Source organism: Luteitalea sp. (assembly GCA_009377605.1).
GTDB lineage: Bacteria > Acidobacteriota > Vicinamibacteria > Vicinamibacterales > Vicinamibacteraceae > WHTT01.
In genome coordinates this window covers 37,844-60,336 of the sequence record WHTT01000038.1, presented here as the reverse complement: position 1 = coordinate 60,336, position 22,493 = coordinate 37,844, and the positions used below count along the sequence as shown (strand labels likewise).

Sequence of the window (22,493 nt, the reverse complement as noted above, 5' to 3'; positions counted from 1 at the left end):
AGATGAGATCCCGCCGCATTCCCCGGCGATTCCGCGACGCCAGCCACCTGCACGGTCAGTTGCGTGAAGTTCCGGCCGTTGAGCGGCAGGTTCACGACTTGGGCATTCTCGTCGCGGGCACGCGCTTGGGCCTCCAATCGCGTCATCTGGGCCATCAGCACAGCCGCCTGGAACTCGGTCAGCCGGAGATTGGCCCCAGCACTTCGGTACGAGAAGTCGTACCCCGTACTCTTCCGCCCGCGGCTGTTGTTGTGGAACGCGTAGCAGGCCTCGATGAGCTCGCCATCGTCGCTCAGCACCGCGCCGCCCTCGCCCGCGTTGAGGTTCTTGCTCGCCTGAAAGCTGAAGCAGCCGGCGCGTCCGTAGGTCCCGACTTTTCGGCCCTTCCACTCGCCAAGATGCGATTGGCACGGGTCCTCCACGACCGGGATATTGCGGGCGCGCGCGGAGGCGAGGATTGTGTCGAGGTCCGCGGCCGCGCGGCCGAGGTGAACCGGGACGATGGCGCGCGTACGCTTGGTGATGGCTGCCTCGATCTTTCGCGCGTCGATTTGGAAGGTCTCGATATCGGTATCCACGAACACGGGGAGCGCGTGCGCCAGCAGCACCACGTTGACGGTCGCGATGAAGGTATAGGGCGGGACGATCACCTCGTCGCCCGGCCCGACCCCGATCGCTTGAAGTGCGGTAGTCAAAGCGCTGGTCCCGTTGGCGGTAGCCAAGCAGTGCCGCGCCCCAGTCAGCTTGGCGTACGCCGCCTCGAAGCGATTCACCTCCTCACCGCTGCCGCGGAACCAGTGGCCGCTCCGAACCACCCTGGCGAGCGCCTCCGTCTCACGCGTGTCCGCGACGGGCCACGTCGGAAACGGTTCCCGACGCACGGGTGTTCCACCGAGCATCGCCGGTGCCGAGCTCTCGTCTCCTGCGGCGCGACGGCTGAAGAGCGCCGCGCTGCCAGCGGTGACCGCCCCCATGAACGTCCGACGGTTGACATCGACTTTCACGCTGTCCCTCGTTCTCACGCCGTTGCGCGGGTGGCGGTCCGCATAAGATCGCCGACCTTGTCGTGGATGCGCTCTTCGACGGACGCGGCAAACGCGCTTGGCTTCCCGTAGTAAATCATCGCACCGCCACCCTCGTAGCCGCCCTCCTCGAGCACACGTCGGGAGGGGACGTAGGCGAAGACGTCATTGCTGTACCCGGCCACCCACATCCGCGCTGGCGCGTACGTCTTCTTCAGGCGCAGCGCGTAGTCCACCACCACTTCGCCGCCGAGCGCCACCAGCGTGAGGTCGCCACCGAAACGCCATATCTGGACCGGCTCTGGCTGAACCGCGGGAAGCGCGCCATCGCGCTGAAGCTGTTCCAGCATCAGGCTGGCATGGCGCCGCACGTATCGGTCCGGGTCCTCGAGCTTGGATTGCCACACCTCTCGCCCGGGCGTGTCCGCATACGGCAGGTCGACAGTGCCGTAGGCGGCACTGAGCGAGCCTGACACTGGTGTCATCGACGCCAGGGTGCTGGCGACGACACCCGCGAGGGTTTGCCCGTGCCGCTCCACCAGCTGCAGCGTGCCGCGCGGCTTGGGGTTTGCATCGCCACCGCAACCAGTGACAAACAGCGCGCGTGCTCCGGGGTACCGCCGCTCGAGCGCCGCCTGTGCGACCCCGGCATAGTCTCCATGAAACTGAACGAAGTCGTCGCCAAGCGTCGTGTTGTGACAGGCGTAGCCGAAGACGATGGCCAGCGGTCCGTCGCTCGAGCCGTCCACCCGAAGCACGGCCACCGCGCGGTCGACCGGACCGTCGGGCGTGACGTCCACACGCCGGTTCGCCGCGAACCCTGCCGTTCCCTGACCGACGCTCAGGGTGGCGGGTTGCAGCCGTCCGAGCGCCTTACCAATGACGGCGACGACCTTTGTCTCGAGCTCACGTGAGTACGCGTGGATTGTGGCGCGCTGCTCGGCCGTGAGGTCGTACGCCACCGACAGCATGTCGTCCACAACCGGCCCACAGTGCGTGTGGCTGGCGTTCAGCAACAGGCGCGCACGCGGCAGGCCGTAGCGTCGCTCGGCGGCTGTCGCCACACGCTCGGCAATCCGGTCCGTAAACCCGAGGATGTCGGCTGTGACCAGCACCGCGCGCGTACCATGCTCGTCTTCGAGCGCGAGCGCCTTGGCATGAAGCGGCATGGCCACGCCCTGCGATGGCAGCGTTCGCGCCGCATACCCGGCCATCCAGATCTTCGCCGCAGGCGTGATGTCCACAGCGGCTACCGCCGCGCTCCATGCCGGCCGTCGGCTACACGCAAGCGCCGCGCCCACCGATCCGCCGATGAGCGTCAGGAGAGTTCGCCTCTTCATTCTCTTTGGCCCTCACTGTCGACGTGCCGCACACGCGAGACTTCAGCGCCGTTCCGCTCCTTGCTCACTGGGGCGGCCGTCATGAGCTCGAACTCTTCGATGGCTTGAGCCACGTCAACCGGCGGGAGGCCGGTGTGGAAGAATTCGGCAATTGCCTGAATGCGCCCATCATCCCCCGCGGAGCCGGGGCCTCGGTCGTGCCGTGTCCCCCGACACTCGGACTGGCGTTTCGTTACGGGGAGTATAGCTTCATCAAGTGTCATGGAACAGCAATTGATGCGATAAATCTGGAACCCTGTCGCATGGCTCGATCGAGGACTTCCAGTAGATGCACACATGCCGTAACGCTCTGCGGTCCGCCGTCAATGGGTGGCCGTCTCAGCGCGGCCGCACTGTGAACGCACCCATGCGCACCTTCCGGAGCGCGCGAATCACCTCGTCCATCCACGAGGGCGCCGCGAGCAAGGCGTGGTGCGGTAGCCAGATGCTGTCGCGGCAGTAGGCTTCGGCGTGTGGACAGGGCTCCACGCGATGCCGATGCGCGTCGAACAACGGATTGCGATACAGCGGATGAGGATATCCGGCAGTCACGGGCACGCCTTCCGCCGCCAGCGCAGCAATGACGTCTGCCCGGGTCGCGCCCTCGAATGCCGCGGTGTCCAGCCGCATAGAGAAGATGTGGTACGCATGGGCGTCGATGCCCGGATCGAGCGAGGTCGGCGTGGGCACCACACCGCCGATCTCACGCAGCGCGTCGCGCAGCCGGGCCGCGGCGGTGACCCGTCGGCGACTCTGCTCCGGAAGCCGCGCGAGCTGCGCCAGCAGGAGCGCGGCCTGGAATCCCGTCAGTCGCGCGTTGGTGCCAAGACGTACGTGCTCGTACCATGCTCCCCCGGCGCGGCGCCCCTGGTTCATCAGCGATCGCGCACGTTCTGCCAGGTTGGCGTCGCTCGTGATGAGCATGCCTCCCTCGCCGGCCGTCAGGTTCTTGCTGGCCTGAAAACTGAACGACCCGAACGCCCCGACGCTGCCCACCGGCCGGCCTCGCCACGCGGCACCAGGCGCGTGCGCGCAGTCCTCGATGAGCACCAGTTGCCGCTCTCGGCAGAGCGCGCCGAACGCGTCGAGATCCGCCGGGCACCCGGCAAAGTGCACGAGCACGATCGCACGCGTGCGTTCGGTAATCGCTTCGGATGCACGTTCAACGTCCAGGTTGGTCGTCTCGGGATCGACGTCCGCAAACACAGGCACCGCTCCGGCGCGCACAATCGACGTCGCCGACGCGACAAAGCTGATTGGCGGGACGATCACCTCATCGCCGGGGCCGACGCCAGTCGCAGCCAGCGCAATCTCGAGCGAGACCGTGCCGTTGGCGACCGCAATCCCGAACCGGCCGCCGTGCATCGCCGCCATCCGGCTCTCCAACTCGGCCACGGATGAGTGGTAGCCGCCCCACGTCTCGCTCTCGAGCACGGCGACCAGTGCGCGCCGTTCGCGATCGTCGAATTCCGGCCAGCGGGGGGCGGGCGTCTGAACGGCCGGCGTGCCGCCGTGTATTGCGAGTGCATCATTCACGTTCATGGCTCTTTCTCCAGCAATCGCGCGCATTCCCGGGCGGCCTCCACCAACGCCGCGACCTTCCGCGCCGACACCTTGCCCGTGGGTGACGCTGGCGATCGGGTGGCTCGCCCGACGTGCGCTTCTGCCACGCCTTCGGCAGCGAGCAGGCGCAGGCGTCCAGCGTGACGCCGCCGCCGGCGAGCACGGTCACGGTGGGTGCGGCGCGGAACGCCAGCCGTGCGAGCCGAGCGGCCTTCTCCCCCCACGTGCCGGCGACGCAGACGCCCGACCTTTAGGTCGGGCGCTAAGTGAACAGCATTGCTGTTACAGGACACTAGTTAGCGGAGTAGTATTCCTCCAGAATGCAGTTGTCAAGTGATTTTTAACTCCATGACCGGCTGGATTGGGGGCAGCGAATCGGCTAGCGGCGCTCCAGGATCCGATCGAACACCAGAAGATTCAGCATCAGGTGCCGCGGATGGTGGTAGTTTTCGAGGCGCGGCGGCATCCGGTCAAATGATGCCATCGTCATGGCGCGGTCGCCGGCGTACATCCAGACCGGTGACGGCCGGCCGCGCGCGCGGAGCGGATACGTCTCCGTCACGTACCGGTGCATCCGCGCGAGCTCATCCTGTGCCCACTGCGCGCCCGTCTCCTCCACGATCAGGAGCGTTCCAATGAGCACCTCTTCCTGCGCCCACAGCACCTTGTCCACAGCCACACGTTCCGATCGACATGCTGCAGGTTGCGGAACACGCCGCCGTACACATCGTCCCACGCCACGGCGATGTGACGCCGATCGTGGCCGGCCGCACGATCGAACAACGCACGGTCGCCGCGCCGGCGTGCCTCGGCCAGCACCATCCAGAGCACCTCGATCGCGTGGCCTGTGTAGACGAGTTGCGCGTACTCGTTCTGGGGGCGTGACAGGTCGTGCTCGAGCAGCTCGTTGAGAAGACCGAAGCCCGGATGCAGGTGATGGTCGAGCAACGCCGTGAGGGCGCGGTCGGCGACCCGTTCCACCCCGGCGTCCGTGCGGCGCTCGAGCATTTGGGAGGCAACGCGCAGCAGGACCATCCAGACGCCGAGAATGCGTGCGCCGGCGATGGGCCGTGCGCCTGGGCCCAGATACGTTTCGCCGACGACCGGCCGGTAGTCCGGCCGGTCGTACCGGCGTACACACTTGAAGAACAGGTCCCGCGCGGTGTCGGTGAAGCGCGTTTCACCCGTCGCGGCGGCGTATTCCTGCAGCGCTTCGGCCACGAACAGATCGCCGTAGATCTCCCCGTCGGCGAGCTGCAGCGGCCGGCCTTCGCGCGTGTAGGTCTTCGGCCAGAGTCCGTCCGGGCCCGACGGGCCAACCTGGCAGACGGAGGCGACGCGGTCGGCGGCGTCTGCGCGGCGGCTTCTGCCTCCGCTGAATCTGGGTGACCCCCTCTTCCACCGGGGAACTCCTCGGCTCGCTCAGAAATCCCCGTCTTTGACGTAGGGGTGACTCCACAACGTTACCTGCAAGAGGCATGATTTCATCCACGCAGCATGCATCTTCTCAACGTCTTCGGCCGAGTGTCCCTTCTTGGCGAGGAACGGCTTGAGCGTGAATGTCACCGGGAATACCAGCAGGAACAGGTTGCGGAACGGCACGATATCGGTCGAGGCCGCGCCATCGGTGCGGTTCTTCTTCGTGCGGTGGTGGCGGAGGCCGATCTCATGCTGGTAGTCGAGCCACTTCTGGTCGTACTCGGCTGCGGCCGTGTCGAGGATCCACCGGCCGAAGCGCTTGCGGACTGCGGTCAAGTACTCCACGAGTGGCTTCCCGTCGCGCGCGCCCGTGAACGAGGCGAGCAGGTGTGGGTTCGAGCCCACGAAGCCGTACCAGACGTCGAGGATCGCCTCGACCTGGTCCTGCAGCACCTCCCGCGAGAGGCGGAGGTACTTGACGTCCTCCTCGCCAAACAGGACGCTCTTCTTCATCAGGTCGAGGTCGCCGAGCGTGATAGGGGAGGGCGCCACGGCACTCGTGCCGTACGTGTACCCGGGGATGGTCATCGTGTTCCTCCTGGGGTCGTGGCTATTCAATCTTCCGGAGACTCGGACTCATCGTGCTCCGTCGGATCAATCCTACGCAGCAAGGAACCCCTTGTCAGGAATGCACTTTTCGGTAAGGTAGTGACCAAATGGTTCAGGGACGATTTCGTGAGTGGCGCCAGATCGAGGCCCTGTTCGCCTGCCTCACGTTGGAGCCGCGTGCTCCCCAGCAAGCGTCTTCAGAACGACGTAGCGCAGGAACCGAGTGCGGTTGCGGGCCGACCGAAACTGGGGGTTCTGCAGGACACGGTCGAGCTCCCGGCGGATGTCACCAGCGTCCATCGCTTCTCTCCCAGGCCGACGCCGCTGGACCCAGCGCGGACGGATCTCGGGCTCCGCCAGCCAAGCCGAGCGGGCGAGTTTCACAGCTTCTATACCCTGGACATCGTGCTTGCCGTCGGTGGCGTGACCGACGAAGTCACCGTCAGCGCTGGGGCGTCGCTGCTGGAGACGGAAGATAGCAGTTTCGGCACGGTCATCAACGAGCGCACGATCAGAGAGTTACCGTTGAACGTTCGCGACTCGATGGGGCTGATTGCCCTGACTCCTCCAGGAGTGTTCACCGCTGAAGGCTTTGGGGCAAGTGGGGGTAGCGACGTCGGCCGGAGCTTCTTCAAGTCCGACTTCAAGGTGGGCGGTGGCATGATGCGGGGGCAGGAAATCCTTCTCGACGGCGCGCCCAGCACGACCTCGGACCGCAACTTCGCACCCTATGTTCCTTCCGTGGACCCACGCAGGAGTTCAAGGTCCAGGCCAACAGCTTCTCGGCGGAGTTCGGGCGGACCATCGGTGGCGTCGTGAACATCGTGACCAAGTCGGGCACCAACGACTTCCGCGGCACCACCTTCGAGTTTCACCGCAACAACGCGCTGGACGCGAACACCCTCTTCGCCAACCGCTCCGGCCTCGAAGGGGTGGACTTTCGGCGGAACCAGTTCGGTATCAATGCCGGCGGGCCACTCGTTCGAGGTCAGACCTTCTTTTTCGCAGCCTATGAGGGGTTCCGCCAGGAACCCCCGACACGAGGCTGTCTACGGTGCCGACCGCTCGTCAACGGCAGGGTGACTTCTCTCAGACGCTTGCTTCGGACGGCAGCCTGATATCAGGATTTATGACCCCCGACGCTCACTCGAGCCCGGGCTCACCCACAGCAGACCAGTATTTCCGAAGGATTTGATCTCGGTCAGCTCGGCTTTCCGCAGGACTACGTGGACGTGGCGGCCCCACACTTTCCCACGTTCAGCGTCGCCGATATGAGCAACCTCGGCAACGGGGTCTTTCACAACCAACCGCGGAACACGTATGCGCTGCAGGGGAGTGTCAACAAGGTCGCGGGCCGGCATTCGCTGAAGAGCGGATTCGACATTCGGGCGCCTCGTTTTCACGCACTTCAGGATACGAACCCGACCGGCACGTTCAACTTCAGCCGTCTGACGACCCAGGGGCCCGATCCCCTCACGGCTCGGGGCGACGCCGGGTTCGGCCTGGCTTCGTTCCTGCTGGGAACCGGCAATGGCGGCAGCATCAATCACACGCAAGGCCTCTCGCTGCAGCGCCTCTACTACGCGTTCTACGTCCAGGACGACTGGAAGATCACGCCTCGGCTCACGTTGAACGTCGGGCTCCGCTACGATCTTGATTATGCTCAAACCGAGCGATTCGACCGGCTGACTGTCATGGACCTGGAGGCCCGCAGTCCGCTGAGCGACCAGGTGGGGATGGAGCTACACGGCGTCCTCCGCTATCTGGGCGACGAGGGGGGCCCCCGCAATCAGTTAAGACGGACAAGAACAACGTCGCCCCACGGGCTGGCTTCGCCTATCAGCTGAGGGAAATGACCGTCGTCAGAGGTGGCTATGGCATCTTTTATATTCCCGTGGTCGTGATCGCAGATGGTTCTATTGGTTTCAACTCGTCCACGCCGTGGGTGGCCACGCTCGACGATCTGAGGTCCGAAGCCCTCATCTCGGATCCATTTCCGCAAGGTTTCAACCTTCCGACCCATGCGCGCGATCCGCTGACGGATGTTGGCTTTGGCATCTCCGGCTTCGTGCACGACGAGCCGGTTGGCTACACGCAGCAGTGGAACCTCTCCGTCCAGCAGGAGCTTGGCCGCGATTTCCTGCTCGACCTCGCGTACTAGGGGAACAAGGGGACCAAGCTGCAATACCAACGGGAGACATCGATAACGATGGAGACGTCGATCTCCTGACTTCCAATAACAATGGTCCGGCCAGGCTGCTGCTCAATCGGTCGAGCTCACGAGGCCACTGGATTTCCGTGGGGCCCCAGGGCCGGGTGAGCAATCGGGAGGGTCTCGGGTCCCTGGTGACAGTCCTCCTTCGCGGCTCGCCTCCCTTGGTCCAGCGCGTGCGCCGCGACGGAAGCTATCTCGCCTCGAGCGATCCGCGTGTGCACGTCCGACTGGGAAAACCACCACGGTGGACGAGATCAGAGTCTGTTGGCCGACTGGACAGTGCGAAGGATGGGACGAAATCGAGACAAATAGTCTTGTGATCCTGAAAGAAGACAGCGGAAAGCCTGTACGCTCCTCATCGCTCAACTCTCGCGCAGCACCGCAGCGGGGTCGATACTCGCCGCCCGACTGGGAGCGCCGCCGCCAGACCGATGACAACGAGTACGACGACCGCTCCAACCAGGGTGACGGGATCGTGCGGTTCGATCGATCCCGCGTGGGGCCACCTCACGATCAAGATGGCCGGGCACCCCCCTTCGGAGCGCAGATCATCCTGAACGGGCATGAGTACGTGGCCTGCCAGGGACGCCAACAGGAGGTGACGTTCACCAAGGAAGGCAATTGTTTCACCGCCATCGACACGCCCGCAGCCTTCGCGACCATCGCAGACACCTTGTCCGACCCCCGGACGATAGGGCGCTTGAGCCAAGTCTGTGAGGCGTGGATCTACGGTACGTGCTTGTGCTTTGCGGTCGATCGCGCCGACCAGGAACACAGCGGATTCTGCTACGAGTATTCGGTCTACCAGGTCGAAATGAGCCGCAATCTCCTCTTTCAGCGCGGCGGCCACATGGAGCAGATCTTTCAAGGCGTGATCGATCGGACCCGCACGCGCCTGAACGTCAAACGACTCAAAACGATCTTCGGGATGAAGGCCCGGCCGCATCGGGATCGGAAGGGGACATCGCCTCGCATCGAAGTCGTGGTCGAGACACCTCAGTATGACCTGGTCATCTTCAAGATTCACGTCGGCAAGGTGACCCTCAAGGCCGATACCAAAGGCGAACGCGTGCTCCGGTTCGAAGCGATTGTGCACAACACGAAAGAACTCCACTGCGGCCGGGCCCTGGATCGGTTTCCCCTGATCGTCAACCGGCTCCAGCAGATCCTGGAGCGGTTCATGGACACCCTCTCCGGCATGGATGCCGCGTTCGTCAGCGACGACACGTTGGACCACCTCCCCACTCCTTCTCGGGTCGGGCACACGCGCGTCGGCGGCGTCGATCTCAACTCGCCACGCATGCGCGCGGTGCTGACAAGCGTGCTCGCCTTGGCGGCTGCCCCGGAGGGCTTCACGGTCACACAGGTCGCGGCGATCGTCCGTCCGCGGCTGGCGACCTCGACGCCGACCTATGGCGCCCGCCAGGCCGCGTACGACCTCAAGAAACTCCGAGGGAAGACCCTGCTCACGAGACCCGCCCGTTCTCACCGCTACCGCATCCCGACCGACGCGATTCGTACGATCGCCGCACTCGTCACTCTCCGCGAGAACGTCCTTCGACCCATCCTCGCGGGCGTCGCGCACACCAGGGCGCCTCGCACATGTAACAACCGGAGCCCGATCGATAACCATTACGCTACGATCCGACAAACCATGTTCACCCTATTCCAAGACCTGGGCATCGCCGCCGTCTAAAAACTGACAAACATTTGCCGATCTCGTTTCCGTAAGCGCCTAAAAGTTGATCCGGTGATTTGTTACGCCCCGTGGGGGCACTACGAAGGGAATCCGGATCACTACATCACCGCCAGGGCGGTGGAGGCGGCTTGCTGGATGGCGGGAGGGCGATGGGATTATCCAGAACACCGGGAAGCAGGCATTCTCCCTCATGCCGTGCGGGAGAAATACTACTTCGCGCGCGGGCCTCAACTGATCAATCGAGTCGTTGATATTAGTTCGGTGATCGATCAGAACGTGGAAGTCAACCTTGTCAACGTGACGCAAGGTCCCGCGGGCGCTAGCGGCGCCGCCTGGCGCGTGCGTCTAGCGCGAGAGGGAAGAAAACTCCCCATTCTTGGCGATAGTGACGAAGAAGCGAATCGCCAATACATCAAGCATTTCGTCCTGGAAGATGATGCGGCCGTCGGCAGCCGTTTCGGTCTCGCCTACCCTGAGCCGTTTCACTATATTGGGCCACAGCCTGATAAACTCTCCCGCTACAGTGACGACAATGCCGCGCCATTGTAGGCAGCCGGTCGTTCTATTGGGCTCCTTACAAAACGTCCGCGGTCATGGTCCCCGAAAGCGGAGGCCACGAGGTCTGCCGGGTCGCTCCCATTCAGATCTTTGAGAACGGTATGAGAGATACGGTGGTACGCGGTCAGGGCTGCGTCGCCCACTCGGCCAATCACCTTGCCGGTTCACCCCCCATCTGCCTGGTGTGGATCGCCTGTGTCGTCATCGGCAGCGGTGTGGCGGCATGCACGCGCGAACGCCGTGTGGCGACTGAGACGCCGCTTCTGCCGTCGCAGGCGGTCGCACAAACCTCGGCCTCCTGCCGCGAGTGTCACGGGGACATCGTCGCCGCGTGGGCAGGTACCGACCACGCGCGCGCCAACCAGCCGGTGGAAGATGCGGATCTGGCGGGTGCGTTCGATCCGCCGCGGGCGGAGGAGGACGGCGGTTCGCGATTCCGCGTCGGACGCAGCGAGAAGGGGCACCCGCAGATGATCGCGGGTGACCCGTCTGCCGGCAGCGCGACACATCCGGTCGAGGCCGTGCTGGGCTGGAAGCCTTCACGCCAGGTGCTGGTGCCGGCGGAGGGTGGGCGCTGGCAGGCGGTCGACCTCGCGTGGGATCCCGCGCGACAGGAGTGGTTCAACGTGTTTGGGAACGAGCGTCGTCATGCCGGTGAGTGGGGCCATTGGACGGGCCGCGGCATGAACTGGAACTCGATGTGCGCGCACTGCCATATGACGGGTTACCGCAAGCATTACGACGCTGCGACGGATCGCTATCGCTCCACGTGGGTCGAGCACGGCGTGGGGTGCATCCAGTGTCACGGCCCGGTATCCGCCACGCATGGTCGGCGGTCGGCGAACGAGAGCAAGGACTCGAGCGGGTCGAGGCTGGCGTGGATTCGCGATCCTCAGCGCGCCATGGAGCGCTGCGCCTATTGCCATGCGCGCAACGAGCCGTTGACCGCGGAGCTCCCACCCGGCGCCAACTATCACGACCATTTTCGGCTCACGCTGCCGGTGGATCCCGCGATGTTCTGGCCCGACGGCCAGCAGCGCGACGAGGTGTTCAATTGGACCTCGGTGATGCTGAGCCGGATGCGCCACGCCGGCGTGACATGCACGGACTGTCACGACCCGCACACGACGAAGCCAATGCTGCCTGTCAGGAACAACGCGTTGTGTCTGCAGTGTCACAGCGCGCCCGGGCAAGTCATGCCGGACACAGGCATCGAGGCCCCGGCGATTGATCCCACCGCGCACTCGCACCATGCGGCCGATTCCACCGGCAACCAATGTGTCACGTGCCACATGCCCACGACGAGCTATATGGTGCGCTCACCGCGACACGATCACGGCTGGCTCAAGCCGGATCCGCTCCTGACCAAAGAGTTGGGCATTCCCAATGCGTGCAATCGCTGTCATACCGACGAATCGGTCGACTGGGCGATCGCGCACGTGACGAAGTGGTATGGCGACAGGCTCGAGTCCCGGCAGCGTGCGCGCGCGCGAGCCGTGGCGGCGGTGCAAGCCGGCGACGCGTCCGCGGAGCAGGCGTTGCTGAGGTTGCTGGCGTCGGAGGACATCGCGGCGTGGCGCGCGACGTATCTCCAGTTGCTCGCCGGCCGCCCGGATGCGCCCGCGGTCGTATCTGCCGCGCGCGCGGCGCTACGCGATGCGGACCCACTGGTGCGTGCGTCGGCGGTGCAGGTGTTGACCGGCGAGTCGTCCACCGCGGCGGCGCTCGGCCCGTCGCTGCGTGATCCGGCGCGGCTGGTGAGGCTCGACGCGGCCTGGGCCCAGGCGGCGACGCTGCCGGCGGGCTCAGCGGTCGAACGGGAGCTTCTCGATTACCTCGATCTGCTCCTGGATCAGCCGAGCGGCCGGTTGCGACGCGGTCAGTTCCTCGCCAACACGAGCCGCCTCGAGGAGGCAGAGGCGGAGATGCGTCTCGCGGCCACGTGGGATCGCTATTCTGCGGGGATCCACGAGAGCCATGGGAGGGTATTGCAGGCACTGGGCCGGGCCGGAGACGCGGCTGACGCATGGTCTCGCGCGGCGGAGCTCGAGCCTGACAACGGGGAACTGATGCTGCGCGCCGGTCTTGCTTACGCTGAGGCCAACCGGCTGCCTGAAGCCGAGATGGCGCTGCGCGCGGCAGTCGAGCGTCAACCGGCGCTCCACCGGGGCTGGTACAATCTCGGTCTCCTCTTGGCGCAGACGAGCCGGCGGGACGAGGCGTTGGAGACGCTGGCCGAGGCGGAGCGGCGTGCCCCGGCCGTTCCCGAGTATCCGTACGCGGCGGCAACCATCCACTGGCAGTTGGGTGATCGCGACCGGGCGGTCGCGGCAGCGCGCCGCGCGCTCGCAGCCGACTCGGGATTTGCGCCGGCGCGGACGCTGCTGCAACAGCGTTGACCCCGCCGGTTCTCGCGTGCACTGGCGCTCTGGCCGATTTTAGCCGCACACTCGAACGTCGGGGCTCCAGGCGCGGCTTCACTTCCGGTCAGCGTAGAACTGTTTCCGATGCTGTTCGGCGAGCTGTTGGAGCGTCTGCGCGATCGCAGGATGATCGTCGATCACATTCATGCGCTCGTAGGGATCGGCCCCGAGATCATACAAGGCCAATTGCTGCGCTCTCTGCTCGTGCTCACCGGGGAACCCACCCTCACCGTGTCGAATCACATGCCTGTACTCGTGAGGAAGATGCAATTTCCATTTCCCATCCCCCGACATGACCGCCTCGAACCGGTCCCCGGTGGAGAAGGCATAATAGGCATGCGGGTTCTGCGCGCCAGGTTTGCCGGCGATGAGATCCCACACGTTGCGCCCATCGATGTCGTTGTCCGGCGGCTGGGCGCCCGCCAGGTGGGCAATGGTCGGCAGGATGTCAATGGAGCAGATGGCTGTTTCAGACGTCGTCCCCGGCTGAATCTTGCCCGGATACGAGCCGGTGAGCAGGGCGGCTCTCGACGCCGAGCAGACGCCCTGGGGCACGTAGAAATTGTTGAATCGACGGCCCTCCGATGCCAGTCGATCGACATTCGGGGTTGGATATCCCGGATTGGCGAAGGGCCGAAAATCCGCCCATCCGGAATCGTCGAGAAAAACAATCACGAAGTTTGGTGTGGCGCGGCTCTGTGAGACGAGTAGTCGACCCGGCAGCCCCGGGGACACCGTGAACAGGACGACACACGCGGCCAGCGTCCGTTGGGCTGCGGTCGTCCACCTACGAGTAGACCGATGGTTCTTCATGAAGATCATAGGGGGATCAGGCCCTCGAGTTCTTGGATGACAGCGCTTCTGAGACGCCGTCCTGAAGGTTCGGGCCTACATGACCTCATCCCAGCAGCAAGGGTGTAGGCCCACTAGGTCGGGCGCGAGGTGAATACGATTGTCTCTAAAACTGCACCCTGAGGGTGAGCTGAATCCGCCGCGCGTCGCGCGCCGCGAGGTAGGCTCCAAACTGGCCGTCGATCTGATTGCCCGCCTCGTCGAAGACGGCACCGGTGTCCACGCTCGAGAACTGGACGTTGTTGAACGCGTTGTATAGCTCGACGCGGAACTGCAAACGCCGCATACCGCCGAGCGAAACATTGCGATTGATGGCCATGTCCCAGTTGAGATAACCGGGACCAATCAGATCATCCGTCTTCGCCGTGCCGATCCGGTTCGTCTCGAGCGAGGGGGGCTGTACCACTTCGGTGCGGAACGCGCGATCAGGTGTGCGCTCACCGCGTGGCAGGTTGGGGTCGCCCGTGAGGTCGACGCGTGTATCGACTCCGGCGCCCGCACCGCCGGTGAGGTCACTGGCGCCCTCGATTGCGTACGACAGATTCAGCGCGGCGCCGCTCAGCGCGGTCGTGACACCGGACACCTGCCAGCCGTCGAAGAGCACCCGCGCCAGCGCATTGTTCCAGCGCTCGCTGAGATTCGGGAGATCGTACGCGTAGTTAATCGCCAGATTGTGCGTGCGCCCGATGCCCGCATAGTTCCGATCACGGGCATCGAGAAATGGGTTCACGGTCCCGGCCGTGGTCTTGGAGGAGGACAGCGTGTAGGAAACGCCGAACTGCAAGCCGTCCGTGTACCGCCGGTTCAACTGCACCTGGAGCGCCTGGTAGTCGGAGAAGCCGGCGAACTCGTGGAACAGGATGTCGCCGTACCCACGGAAGGGCCGCAGGAAATTCGGCGGAAGCGACTCGCCGGTCGAGGGGTCGATGCTCGAGGCCTGGAAGCGCGTGCCGTACGGCACGGCGTTCAGATTTCTGACCTGCAGCAGGTCGCGCCCGGCCGACCCCACATAGGCGACATCCGCTACCAACTGGTAGCCGAGATCCCGCTGGACACCGACGCTCCAGTTGTACTTCATCTGGGGCTCGTAGTCGGTGTCGAGATGCCGTGCGGTGGCCGGACTCAGGCTGAGCGGTGACGACAACAGCTCGTCGATGGTCGTGTAATTGACCGACGGCGTGTTCACCAGCGGCGGCAGCTCGACCAGTTGCAAGATGAGGTCGTCGTTGAAGCGGTCGGGAAAGACGCCAAAGCCACCGCGCACCGCGGTCCTGCCGTCCCCGGTAACGTCCCACGAGAATCCCACGCGCGGCGCGACTTGAATCGGCGGTGCGTCCAGCACCGTCTCGTCGAAGATCTGCACGCCGTTGGCCGGATCGCCGGAGCCAGACGCGAACGTGCCAATCTTCACCGCCGGGAGGATCTCGCCAGTCACCGGGTCGAGGCCGCGCCGGCCATCAGGCGTCATGATCGGCTGCACGAGCTCCGGCGCGTTGGCAGGGTCGAAATCGTCCGGCTGGAACACGGCGAGCTGATCGCCGCGGCTGCGGGTCGGTCCGATGTAGTAGAAGCGCACGCCCGCGTCGATCGTCAGGTGACGCCACACGCGCCAGTTGTCCTGGACGAACCACTCGAGGTTCATGAACTGCGCGTCCGCGTCCGGGTGGCTGGTCGCCTCGGAATAGCTCTGCACCGACCCGAGCAGCGCGTTCGCAAACGGATGGTTGGCATCGAGTGGATTATTGGTGTCACGTGAGAAATTGAAGGCGCCGTTGAACTGGCTGCCGCGAGCCGCCGGACGCGTCGTGTACTCGTAGAAGATGCCGGCCTTGAGGTTGTGCGCGCCCAGGATCTTGGTGAGGTTGGCCGACGTGTTCCAGATATCGTTCTCACCAAAGAACGGATAGCGCCTCTCGACACCGAGCTGCGGGAGGTTCGCGAGCGCGAGGCCGGACGCGCCAAAGCTGGCGTTCGGCACGATCCGCTGCGGATTGGCCTCCGGGAAGAACTGGGGGAGGCCGGCAAGACCAACGTTCAGTCGATCGTTGCGGTCGAGGTCCGCCTGCGTCAGCGGTTCCACCGTTTGCTTCCCGTGGTTCAGGCCCACGGTGACCTCGAGGACGGTCGTCGGGTCGAACGTGTGCAGGAGCGTGTTGACGACCCCGTAGCTGTGAATCTCGTACGCAATCGGGAGCTGCGGCCAGTTGGCGTTGTTCAAGACGAAGCCCCATCCGCCCTTGAACGCCTCGTAGCCGAAATTCAGCCGCGAGTAGAAGGTCGTCTGCGGCGCCACGTTCCAGTCGACGCGCAGCACCTGGTCGTTGCGCGGCTGGTCGAACGAGCTCTGGAACGTGTAGTTGAACTGCCTCGCCGGATCGCTTGCGTTCGGCAACGGAAAGAGGGTCAGCAACGCCTGGCCGTTGGGATCAATGCGATCGGACGGAATGACGTTTCCGGGGAACGGCTGCCCGGTCAACGGATCGTTAATGACGAGCCGATTCCCATTCGTGTCGAACGACCGTGAGAAGTCCCCCCGCCGCTCCAGCTCGGTCGGCATCGTCCGGCGCTCCAAGTTGCCGGGGTTCGTCCTGGGCAGGAACTCCTGGCTCCAGAAGAAGAACAGCTTGTTGCGCTGGCGATTGAAGCTCGGCAGCAGGACCGGCCCGCCGAGGTGGTAGCCGACGTAGTCGAATCGGTACGGCGGCTTCGGCTCGCCAAACTTGTTGTTCTCCCACTCGTTGGCGTTCAGCTTCTCGTGCCGCTTCGAATAGAAGCCGCCGCCGTGGAGCTCCTGCGTGCCACTCTTCGTCACGACGTTGATGGTGCCGCCGGAGCTGCGGCCGTACTCCGCTTGATAGTTGGAGGTGAGCACCGTGATCTCGGCAATCGAGTCGAGCCCGGGCGCCAGGAAGGGCCCAGTGTTCGACCCGGTATCGAGATTGGTGACGCCGTCGTAGGTGAGGTTGATGGTGTTGGTGCGGCCGCCGTTGACGCTCAGCCCGGTGAGATTGTTCCAGCCCGGCGCTTCCCTGGCGTTCGTGTCCACCACGCCCGGCAGCAGACGTAGCATGCCCATGTAGTCGCGCCCTTTGAGCGCGATGTTCTCGAGCTGCTCCTCCGTGACGAGCCCAGAGCGCTCCGCGCTCCTCGTTTGGACGCGGGCGACATCGGCGGTCACCGACACGGTCTCGGTCACGTCGCCGACCTCGAGCACGATCTGCCTCAGCGCGACACGCTCGTTGGCCGACAGCGCGACGCCGGTGCGCGTGTGGGCCTTGAACCCGTCCAGCGCGACGGTCACGTCGTAGGTGCCCGCCAGCAGCTCGGTGATGACGAACCCACCCGTCGAATCCGAGGCCACGCTGCGTGTGGCCTCGGTCCCGGTGTTCCGGACGGTCACCGTTGCGCCTGGTAACACGCTGCCAGACGAGTCCATCACGGTTCCGGAGATCTGCCCGGTCAAGCCCTGGGCGTAGAGGGTGGCGGGAGCGAGCGCGGCAAGCCAGACGACGAACACACGCACGAACGAACGGACCTCGGGAGTCACAATGCCCTCCTGCAGATTCGTGATGCTCACGTAGTGCACGCGGAGATTCACGCGTACGACGAGGCGCCCGCCGTGACGTGAGCGCCGCGCTCCTTGGCGACCCGCTCCAGATACCCGCTCTGGCGGAACGCAGCGATCGGATCCTCAGGCAGTCCCTTCGAGGCGCGCCAGTCCCGAATCACCGGCCGCACATCCGTCGCAAAGGCATCCTGCAGGCACGCCTCCGCTCGGATCAGGTCGGGCGCGCGCTGGGCCGCCGCCAGGCGCTCGTGGTCCACGAGCGCGGCCTTTGCGAACAGCTCCTGCGCCATGGTCACTGTCTGGATCATCGCTTCGATCTTGGCCTTCAGGTTGTGACTCTGGTCGATGACGTAGGCGATGTCGGCGCGCGTGTCAGTCTCCCACGCGAACGATCGAATCTCGTGGAAGATGCGAAACACTTGATACGGGTCGATAGATCCCAACGTCAGGTCATCATCCGCATACCGTCGATCGTTGAAGTGAAAGCCCGCGAGCATATGCTCGGCCAAGAGCCAGGCGACGATCTGCTCGATATTCTGTGCGGCGTAATGGTGTCCCGTGTCGACCAGCACTTTCGCCCGCGGCCCTGCTGCGCGCGCCAAGAGGAGCGCCATCCCCCAGTCCGCGATGTCAGTGTGGTAGAAGGCGGGCTCGAACGGTTTGTATTCCACCAAGAGCCGCTGGTCTGGCGATAGCTCCCCGTGCAGGCGGGCGAGCGCGGTTTCAAACCACTGTCGTCGCTGGCGAATGTTCGCCGTCCCGGGATAGTTGGAGCCGTCAGCAAACCAACAGGAGATATCGCGGCTGCCGACGCGCGTCGCGATGCGCACGCTGTCGATGCCATGCTGCACCGCCCGCTCGCGAATCGCCGCATCCGGATTCCCGAACGAGCCGTACTTGTATTCCTGATCCTGGAAGAAGTTGGGATTGATCGCACCGGGCTGGACGCCGTGCCGGCGCGACAGCGCCTTGACCATCTCCGCGTCGGCGGGGCCGCCAGGGAAGTCCCACTGCACGTGCAAGGCGACAATCGGACAAATCCCGGTGAGCGCGTGGACCTGTCCCGCATCGGCGAGCTTCTCCTCGAGCGTGCTCGCCGCGCCAGGCTGCAGATACTTGCCAAACCGCGTGCCGGTATTCGCGAATCCCCAGGACGGCAGCTCGATGCGAAAGGTCTCCAGAGCTCCGAACACCTGATCTCCCAGTCTGCGATCCATACAGGAGAGCCTGCCACTCACCGCGAGCGATCGCAAGCGAGTTCTCTGACGGCGCACGCGTTCTGCAATGCGAAATATCGTGGCGCCTGGACTCATCCAGGCCAATTTGCGGGGAAATGGGAGAGAATATTGTGTATCGAAACGATGAATCCGACGTAAACAGGCCTTCTTGACCGCGGCGCGCGTGAAGCCTTACGGCCTCTCACGTTTCTCGATGCGATACGCCTGTCCCTTCCATAGTTTCCGTTTCGCGGACGCTTGGCGGCGTGAGAGAATCCGGGCCACCAGCGCACAGAAGTGTCTGTTTTGCCAACAGAGCCGCCGAAACTGCGCGGCAGCACTGCAAGGAAAGGATGTCAGTATGAGCGCTCAGTCCCCAAAGCGCGATCGCTATCTGGTGAAGGCCGTTGTCCACTCCTCTCAGCTCTTGTCTGCCTTTCGGTCGCCCGGCGAGGCATTGCCGCTTCGTGAAGTCGCGGCGCGAAGCGGCTTACCGAAGAGCATGGCGTTCCGGCTGCTATATACACTCGAGCGGTGCAGCTTGATCGAGAAGGTCGGCGAAAACCTGTATCGGTCCTGCCTTCGGCCGTTCAAACCACGGCTCTACAGACTTGGGTATGCGGCACAAGGTACCGATTATCAGTTCTCAACGGAGGTCTCGACGAGCTTGCAGCGAGCGGCGGATGCCGAGGGCATCGAGCTGATCTCGGTCAACAACGCGTACAGCGCCAAGACCGCCCTGCGCAATGCCGATGTGCTCGTGCGCGAGAAGGTCGACCTCGTGATCGAGTTCCAAACCGACGAGACCGTCGCCCCGATCGTGGCGGCGAAGTATCGCGAGGCGAATATTCCACTGATTGCCATCGAGATCCCGCATCCCGGTGCGACCTATTTTGGCGCGAACAACTACGAGGCGGGCGTCATTGGCGGACGCCAGCTCGGTCGCTGGGCCAAGCAGCGCTGGCAGGGCCAGGTGGACGAGATTGTCCTGATGGCGCTGCCGCGTGCGGGGAACCTGCCGATGATGCGCCTCACCGGCATGTTGGTGGGGATGAAGGAGATGTGTCCGGTGCTCGAGAACTGCCGGGTGACGTTTCTCGATGGCGATGGCACGCTTGGTCCGAGCTTCGAGGCCATGCGGCGTTGCCTCCGCACGAGCCGATCGCGCCGTCTGCTGGTCGGCGCCATCAACGATCCCAGCGCCTTGGGCGCGCTGCGCGCGTTTCAGGAGGCGGGCCGCACCGAGTGCTGCGCCATCATGGGCCAGAACGCCTCCCCGGAAGGACGGAGCGAGCTCCGCCAGCCGGGCACCCGCCTCATTGGCTCGGTCGCGTACTTTCCTGAAAAGTACGGCACGGCCATCGTGGGCGTGGCGCTCGATATCCTGGACCGGCGTCCCGTTCCGCCCGCGGTGTTCGTAAAGCATCAATTGGTCACGCCGGACAACGTGAATCACGTCTATCCGAATGACGAACTGATGCACGTGAATGGAGGTCATTACCCGAGAAACGCCCCAGGCAATCGGCTGTTCACTGGAATGACATGACCCGTGGTCTTGGCGCGGTGGTCGTCGTCCAACCAGCAGATCGCGTTCGCGCAATCCACGGGGAGGACTGGCCGGTGCGTCATCGTGCGGTGGGCGCTCGACCTGGTGTCCTGGGACAGTAACGTGTGAAGTGGATATGCCCTCGAAGGGTTATGTATATGTATCAACAACTCCAGCGCGCTCGGTTCCACGCCGACGGTTTGTCGAAACGGTGCCTGCGCCACCTTGGCATTCTCGGCGGCATGAAGGTGGGTCGCCTGTCCGTTCTTGCGGCGAGTGTCGTCATTCTCACGGCCGTCGCTTGCGGCGGACGCGCCGCGCCGCCCGCCGCCGCGCGGCCGAACATCCTGTTCATCGCCATCGACGATCTCAACGACTGGGTCGGACCGCTGCAAGGCCATCCGCAAGTTCAAACGCCCCACATGGATCGGCTGGCCGCTCGCGGCACGACCTTCCTCAACGCCCATGCGCAGGCTCCGCTGTGCAACCCCTCGCGGACGAGCCTCATGACCGGGCTGCGGCCCTCGACCACCGGCATCTACGGCCTGGCGCCCTGGTTTCGCGACGTCGCCGAGTTGCGCGACGTCACGACGCTGCCGCAACACGTCGAGCGCGCCGGCTACCGCACGTACTCGACCGGCAAGATCTACCACGGCGGTTACGGCCGCAAGGCGGAGGACCGCGAATTCAACGTCCTGGGTCCGCCAGCGGGCGTCGGCGCCAAGCCGGACAAGAAGCTCGTCGACACTCCAAACCCGCACCCGCTGGTCGATTGGGGCCTGTTTCCTCACCGCGACGAGGACAAGGGCGACTGGCAGGTCGCCAGCTGGGCGGTCGAGCGCCTCGAGGAAGACCTCGAAGCGCCGTTCTTTCTGTCGGTGGGGTTCTTCCTGCCGCACGTGCCGTGCTACGCCACCGAGAAGTGGTTCGATCTCTACTCCGAGGATCACCTCGATCTGCCGCGCGTGCGCGAGGACGACCGCGACGACACGCCGCGCTTTTCGTGGTTCCTGCACTGGAAGCTCCCCGAGCCGCGCTTGAAGTTCCTCGAGGAAGCCGACGAGTGGAAGAACCTGACGCGCTCCTATCTCGCCTCGATCAGCTTCGTCGACAGCCAGGTCGGCCGTCTGCTCGACGCGCTGGACGGCTCGGGCCACGCCGACGACACCATCGTGGTGTTGTGGTCCGATCACGGCTGGCATCTCGGCGAGAAGCTCATCACCGGCAAGAACACGCTGTGGGAGCCCTCGACGCGGGTACCGTTGATCTTCGCCGGGCCGGGGATCGCCGAGGGCGCCGCCTCGACGCGTCCGGCCGAGCTGCTCGACGTCTACCCGACGCTGGTCGCGTTGGCGGGGCTGCCGGCAAAAGAGGGGATCGAGGGCGTGAGCCTCGTTCCGCAACTGCAGGACGCCGCCGCGCCGCGCGAGCGCCCGGCGATCACCACGCACAACGCGGGCAATCACGGCGTGCGAAGTGAAGATTGGCGCTACATCCGCTACGCCGACGGCTCGGAAGAGCTCTACGACATGCGCGCCGACCCGAATGAGTGGACAAACCTCGCGGGGGATCCGAAGTTCGCGTCGATTCTGGAGGAGCACCGCCGCTGGGCGCCCGCGTCGAGCGCGCCGCCCGCGCCCGGCAGCGCGTCTCGCATCCTCACGTACGAGAACGGACGCGCGGTGTGGGAGGGCGAGGCGATCGCCCCCGGCACGCCGATCCCGGAGCTGTAGTCCGCGAGACGGACGCCCAACGCCCTAGGTCGCCTCGGGCGACGACATCACCAGAAGAAACGCTCCGACCACGGCGAGCGCTGGAGGCGATTAATCCAAGGGGCGAATTCAGTAGCGAGGTTGTCTCCGCTGGCCGTCGCTATGACGAGAGCCCGTCAACGAGGGCCATTCCGTTTTGGGGCGAAAGTTGTAAGGCAAGAAGTGTTGATTGATCGTGGCGCTGTTCCAGCGTGACACCAGCGCCATCCTCCGCTTCTGCAACAACTGTCGCGGATCGATCACGCGAGAGACATTGATGAAGTCTTTCCAGGTGCCGGTAAAACGTTCGGTTGCTGCCGTCGCTGGCGACGACCTCCGTTCCTGTCTCGGGATCGAAGTTGACGAAGCGGTTCTCCGCCTCTCGAGGAGGCGTCGCGTATTCGTCCAACTGAACGTCGCTCGAGGATTCCATGAGCGTGGTGTCTGAAACTGTGGCGTCGACGTATGACGGCCAATGGCGTCAAAGCCCTGGATGTTCATCTTTGGGAGACCGCCCATGATCGCCGGATCGTTGGGCACGTTGGTCAACCCGATTTCAGCCGGGCCGTCCACGCCGAAGGTCGGTGGATACGTGAAGTTAGTTCCCGCGCGCATACCCGAATCGGATGTCGCCGACGAGGGTGGGGCTCAACGTCCACGTCAGACCCAGCG

At 64.6% G+C, this 22,493-nt stretch carries 19 protein-coding genes; 9 read left to right on the top strand and 10 right to left on the bottom strand.

From position 1 onward, the window contains the following. The 6 genes from GEV06_14390 to GEV06_14365 all read right to left on the bottom strand — a co-directional run. The coding region (locus tag GEV06_14390; protein ID MPZ19084.1) for an aminotransferase class I/II-fold pyridoxal phosphate-dependent enzyme at window positions 1-974 on the bottom strand (974 nt) is incomplete at its 3' end. Between the two features lie 44 nt (window positions 975-1,018). Continuing rightward, on the bottom strand, window positions 1,019-2,362 hold the full coding sequence (locus tag GEV06_14385) for a hypothetical protein (protein ID MPZ19083.1): 1,344 nt from the start codon (window positions 2,360-2,362) through the stop codon (window positions 1,019-1,021). Between the two features lie 378 nt (window positions 2,363-2,740). After that, complete coding sequence (locus GEV06_14380; protein MPZ19082.1) at window positions 2,741-3,943, bottom strand: aminotransferase class I/II-fold pyridoxal phosphate-dependent enzyme; 1,203 nt, start codon at window positions 3,941-3,943, stop codon at window positions 2,741-2,743. A 400-nt stretch (window positions 3,944-4,343) separates the two neighbouring features. Next, complete coding sequence (locus tag GEV06_14375) at window positions 4,344-4,643, bottom strand: hypothetical protein (protein MPZ19081.1); 300 nt, start codon at window positions 4,641-4,643, stop codon at window positions 4,344-4,346. After that, window positions 4,586-5,224, bottom strand: coding sequence for a hypothetical protein (locus tag GEV06_14370; protein ID MPZ19080.1), 639 nt, complete (start codon window positions 5,222-5,224; stop codon window positions 4,586-4,588). Before GEV06_14370 ends, GEV06_14375 begins: the two co-directional genes overlap by 58 nt. Before the next feature lie 162 nt (window positions 5,225-5,386). Then, on the bottom strand, window positions 5,387-5,971 hold the full coding sequence (locus tag GEV06_14365; GenBank protein MPZ19079.1) for a protogloblin ApPgb: 585 nt from the start codon (window positions 5,969-5,971) through the stop codon (window positions 5,387-5,389). 198 nt (window positions 5,972-6,169) lie between these two features. Here GEV06_14365 and GEV06_14360 point away from each other — a divergent pair, with 198 nt between their 5' ends. From GEV06_14360 to GEV06_14330, 7 genes are all read left to right on the top strand, one after another. Then, window positions 6,170-6,811: a hypothetical protein gene (locus GEV06_14360; GenBank protein MPZ19078.1), complete on the top strand. Its 642-nt coding sequence runs from the start codon at window positions 6,170-6,172 to the stop codon at window positions 6,809-6,811. Further along, complete coding sequence (locus GEV06_14355; protein ID MPZ19077.1) at window positions 6,808-7,110, top strand: hypothetical protein; 303 nt, start codon at window positions 6,808-6,810, stop codon at window positions 7,108-7,110. Before GEV06_14360 ends, GEV06_14355 begins: the two co-directional genes overlap by 4 nt. Window positions 7,111-7,224: 114 nt before the next feature. Further along, a complete protein-coding gene (locus tag GEV06_14350; GenBank protein ID MPZ19076.1) occupies window positions 7,225-7,839 on the top strand; it encodes a hypothetical protein in 615 nt (204 codons plus the stop codon). Between the two features lie 5 nt (window positions 7,840-7,844). After that, complete coding sequence (locus GEV06_14345; GenBank protein MPZ19075.1) at window positions 7,845-8,153, top strand: hypothetical protein; 309 nt, start codon at window positions 7,845-7,847, stop codon at window positions 8,151-8,153. 370 nt (window positions 8,154-8,523) lie between these two features. Beyond that, window positions 8,524-9,903 (top strand): hypothetical protein, encoded by a 1,380-nt coding sequence (locus tag GEV06_14340; GenBank protein ID MPZ19074.1) that lies wholly within the window; start codon window positions 8,524-8,526, stop codon window positions 9,901-9,903. A gap of 54 nt (window positions 9,904-9,957) precedes the next feature. Further along, window positions 9,958-10,455 (top strand): hypothetical protein, encoded by a 498-nt coding sequence (locus tag GEV06_14335; GenBank protein ID MPZ19073.1) that lies wholly within the window; start codon window positions 9,958-9,960, stop codon window positions 10,453-10,455. 44 nt (window positions 10,456-10,499) lie between these two features. Then, window positions 10,500-12,863: a hypothetical protein gene (locus tag GEV06_14330; GenBank protein ID MPZ19072.1), complete on the top strand. Its 2,364-nt coding sequence runs from the start codon at window positions 10,500-10,502 to the stop codon at window positions 12,861-12,863. A 78-nt stretch (window positions 12,864-12,941) separates the two neighbouring features. Here GEV06_14330 and GEV06_14325 read toward each other — a convergent pair whose 3' ends face one another. From GEV06_14325 to GEV06_14315, 3 genes are all read right to left on the bottom strand, one after another. Beyond that, window positions 12,942-13,709, bottom strand: coding sequence for a sulfatase-like hydrolase/transferase (locus GEV06_14325; protein ID MPZ19071.1), 768 nt, complete (start codon window positions 13,707-13,709; stop codon window positions 12,942-12,944). A 136-nt stretch (window positions 13,710-13,845) separates the two neighbouring features. Next, window positions 13,846-17,337 (bottom strand): TonB-dependent receptor plug domain-containing protein, encoded by a 3,492-nt coding sequence (locus GEV06_14320; protein ID MPZ19070.1) that lies wholly within the window; start codon window positions 17,335-17,337, stop codon window positions 13,846-13,848. Then, window positions 17,334-18,524 carry a sugar isomerase gene (locus GEV06_14315; protein ID MPZ19069.1) on the bottom strand — a complete coding sequence of 397 codons (1,191 nt, stop codon included), beginning with the start codon at window positions 18,522-18,524 and terminating at the stop codon, window positions 17,334-17,336. Before GEV06_14315 ends, GEV06_14320 begins: the two co-directional genes overlap by 4 nt. 361 nt (window positions 18,525-18,885) lie before the next feature. Here GEV06_14315 and GEV06_14310 point away from each other — a divergent pair, with 361 nt between their 5' ends. Continuing rightward, window positions 18,886-20,070: a substrate-binding domain-containing protein gene (locus GEV06_14310; protein MPZ19068.1), complete on the top strand. Its 1,185-nt coding sequence runs from the start codon at window positions 18,886-18,888 to the stop codon at window positions 20,068-20,070. Window positions 20,071-20,312: 242 nt separating this feature from the next. After that, the gene (locus GEV06_14305; protein ID MPZ19067.1) at window positions 20,313-21,803 is read left to right on the top strand and encodes a sulfatase-like hydrolase/transferase; all 1,491 of its coding nucleotides are present in this window, start codon (window positions 20,313-20,315) and stop codon (window positions 21,801-21,803) included. A 108-nt stretch (window positions 21,804-21,911) separates the two neighbouring features. Here the strand turns inward: GEV06_14305 and GEV06_14300 are convergent, their stop codons facing one another. Then, complete coding sequence (locus GEV06_14300; protein ID MPZ19066.1) at window positions 21,912-22,436, bottom strand: hypothetical protein; 525 nt, start codon at window positions 22,434-22,436, stop codon at window positions 21,912-21,914. Window positions 22,437-22,493: the final 57 nt, after the last annotated feature.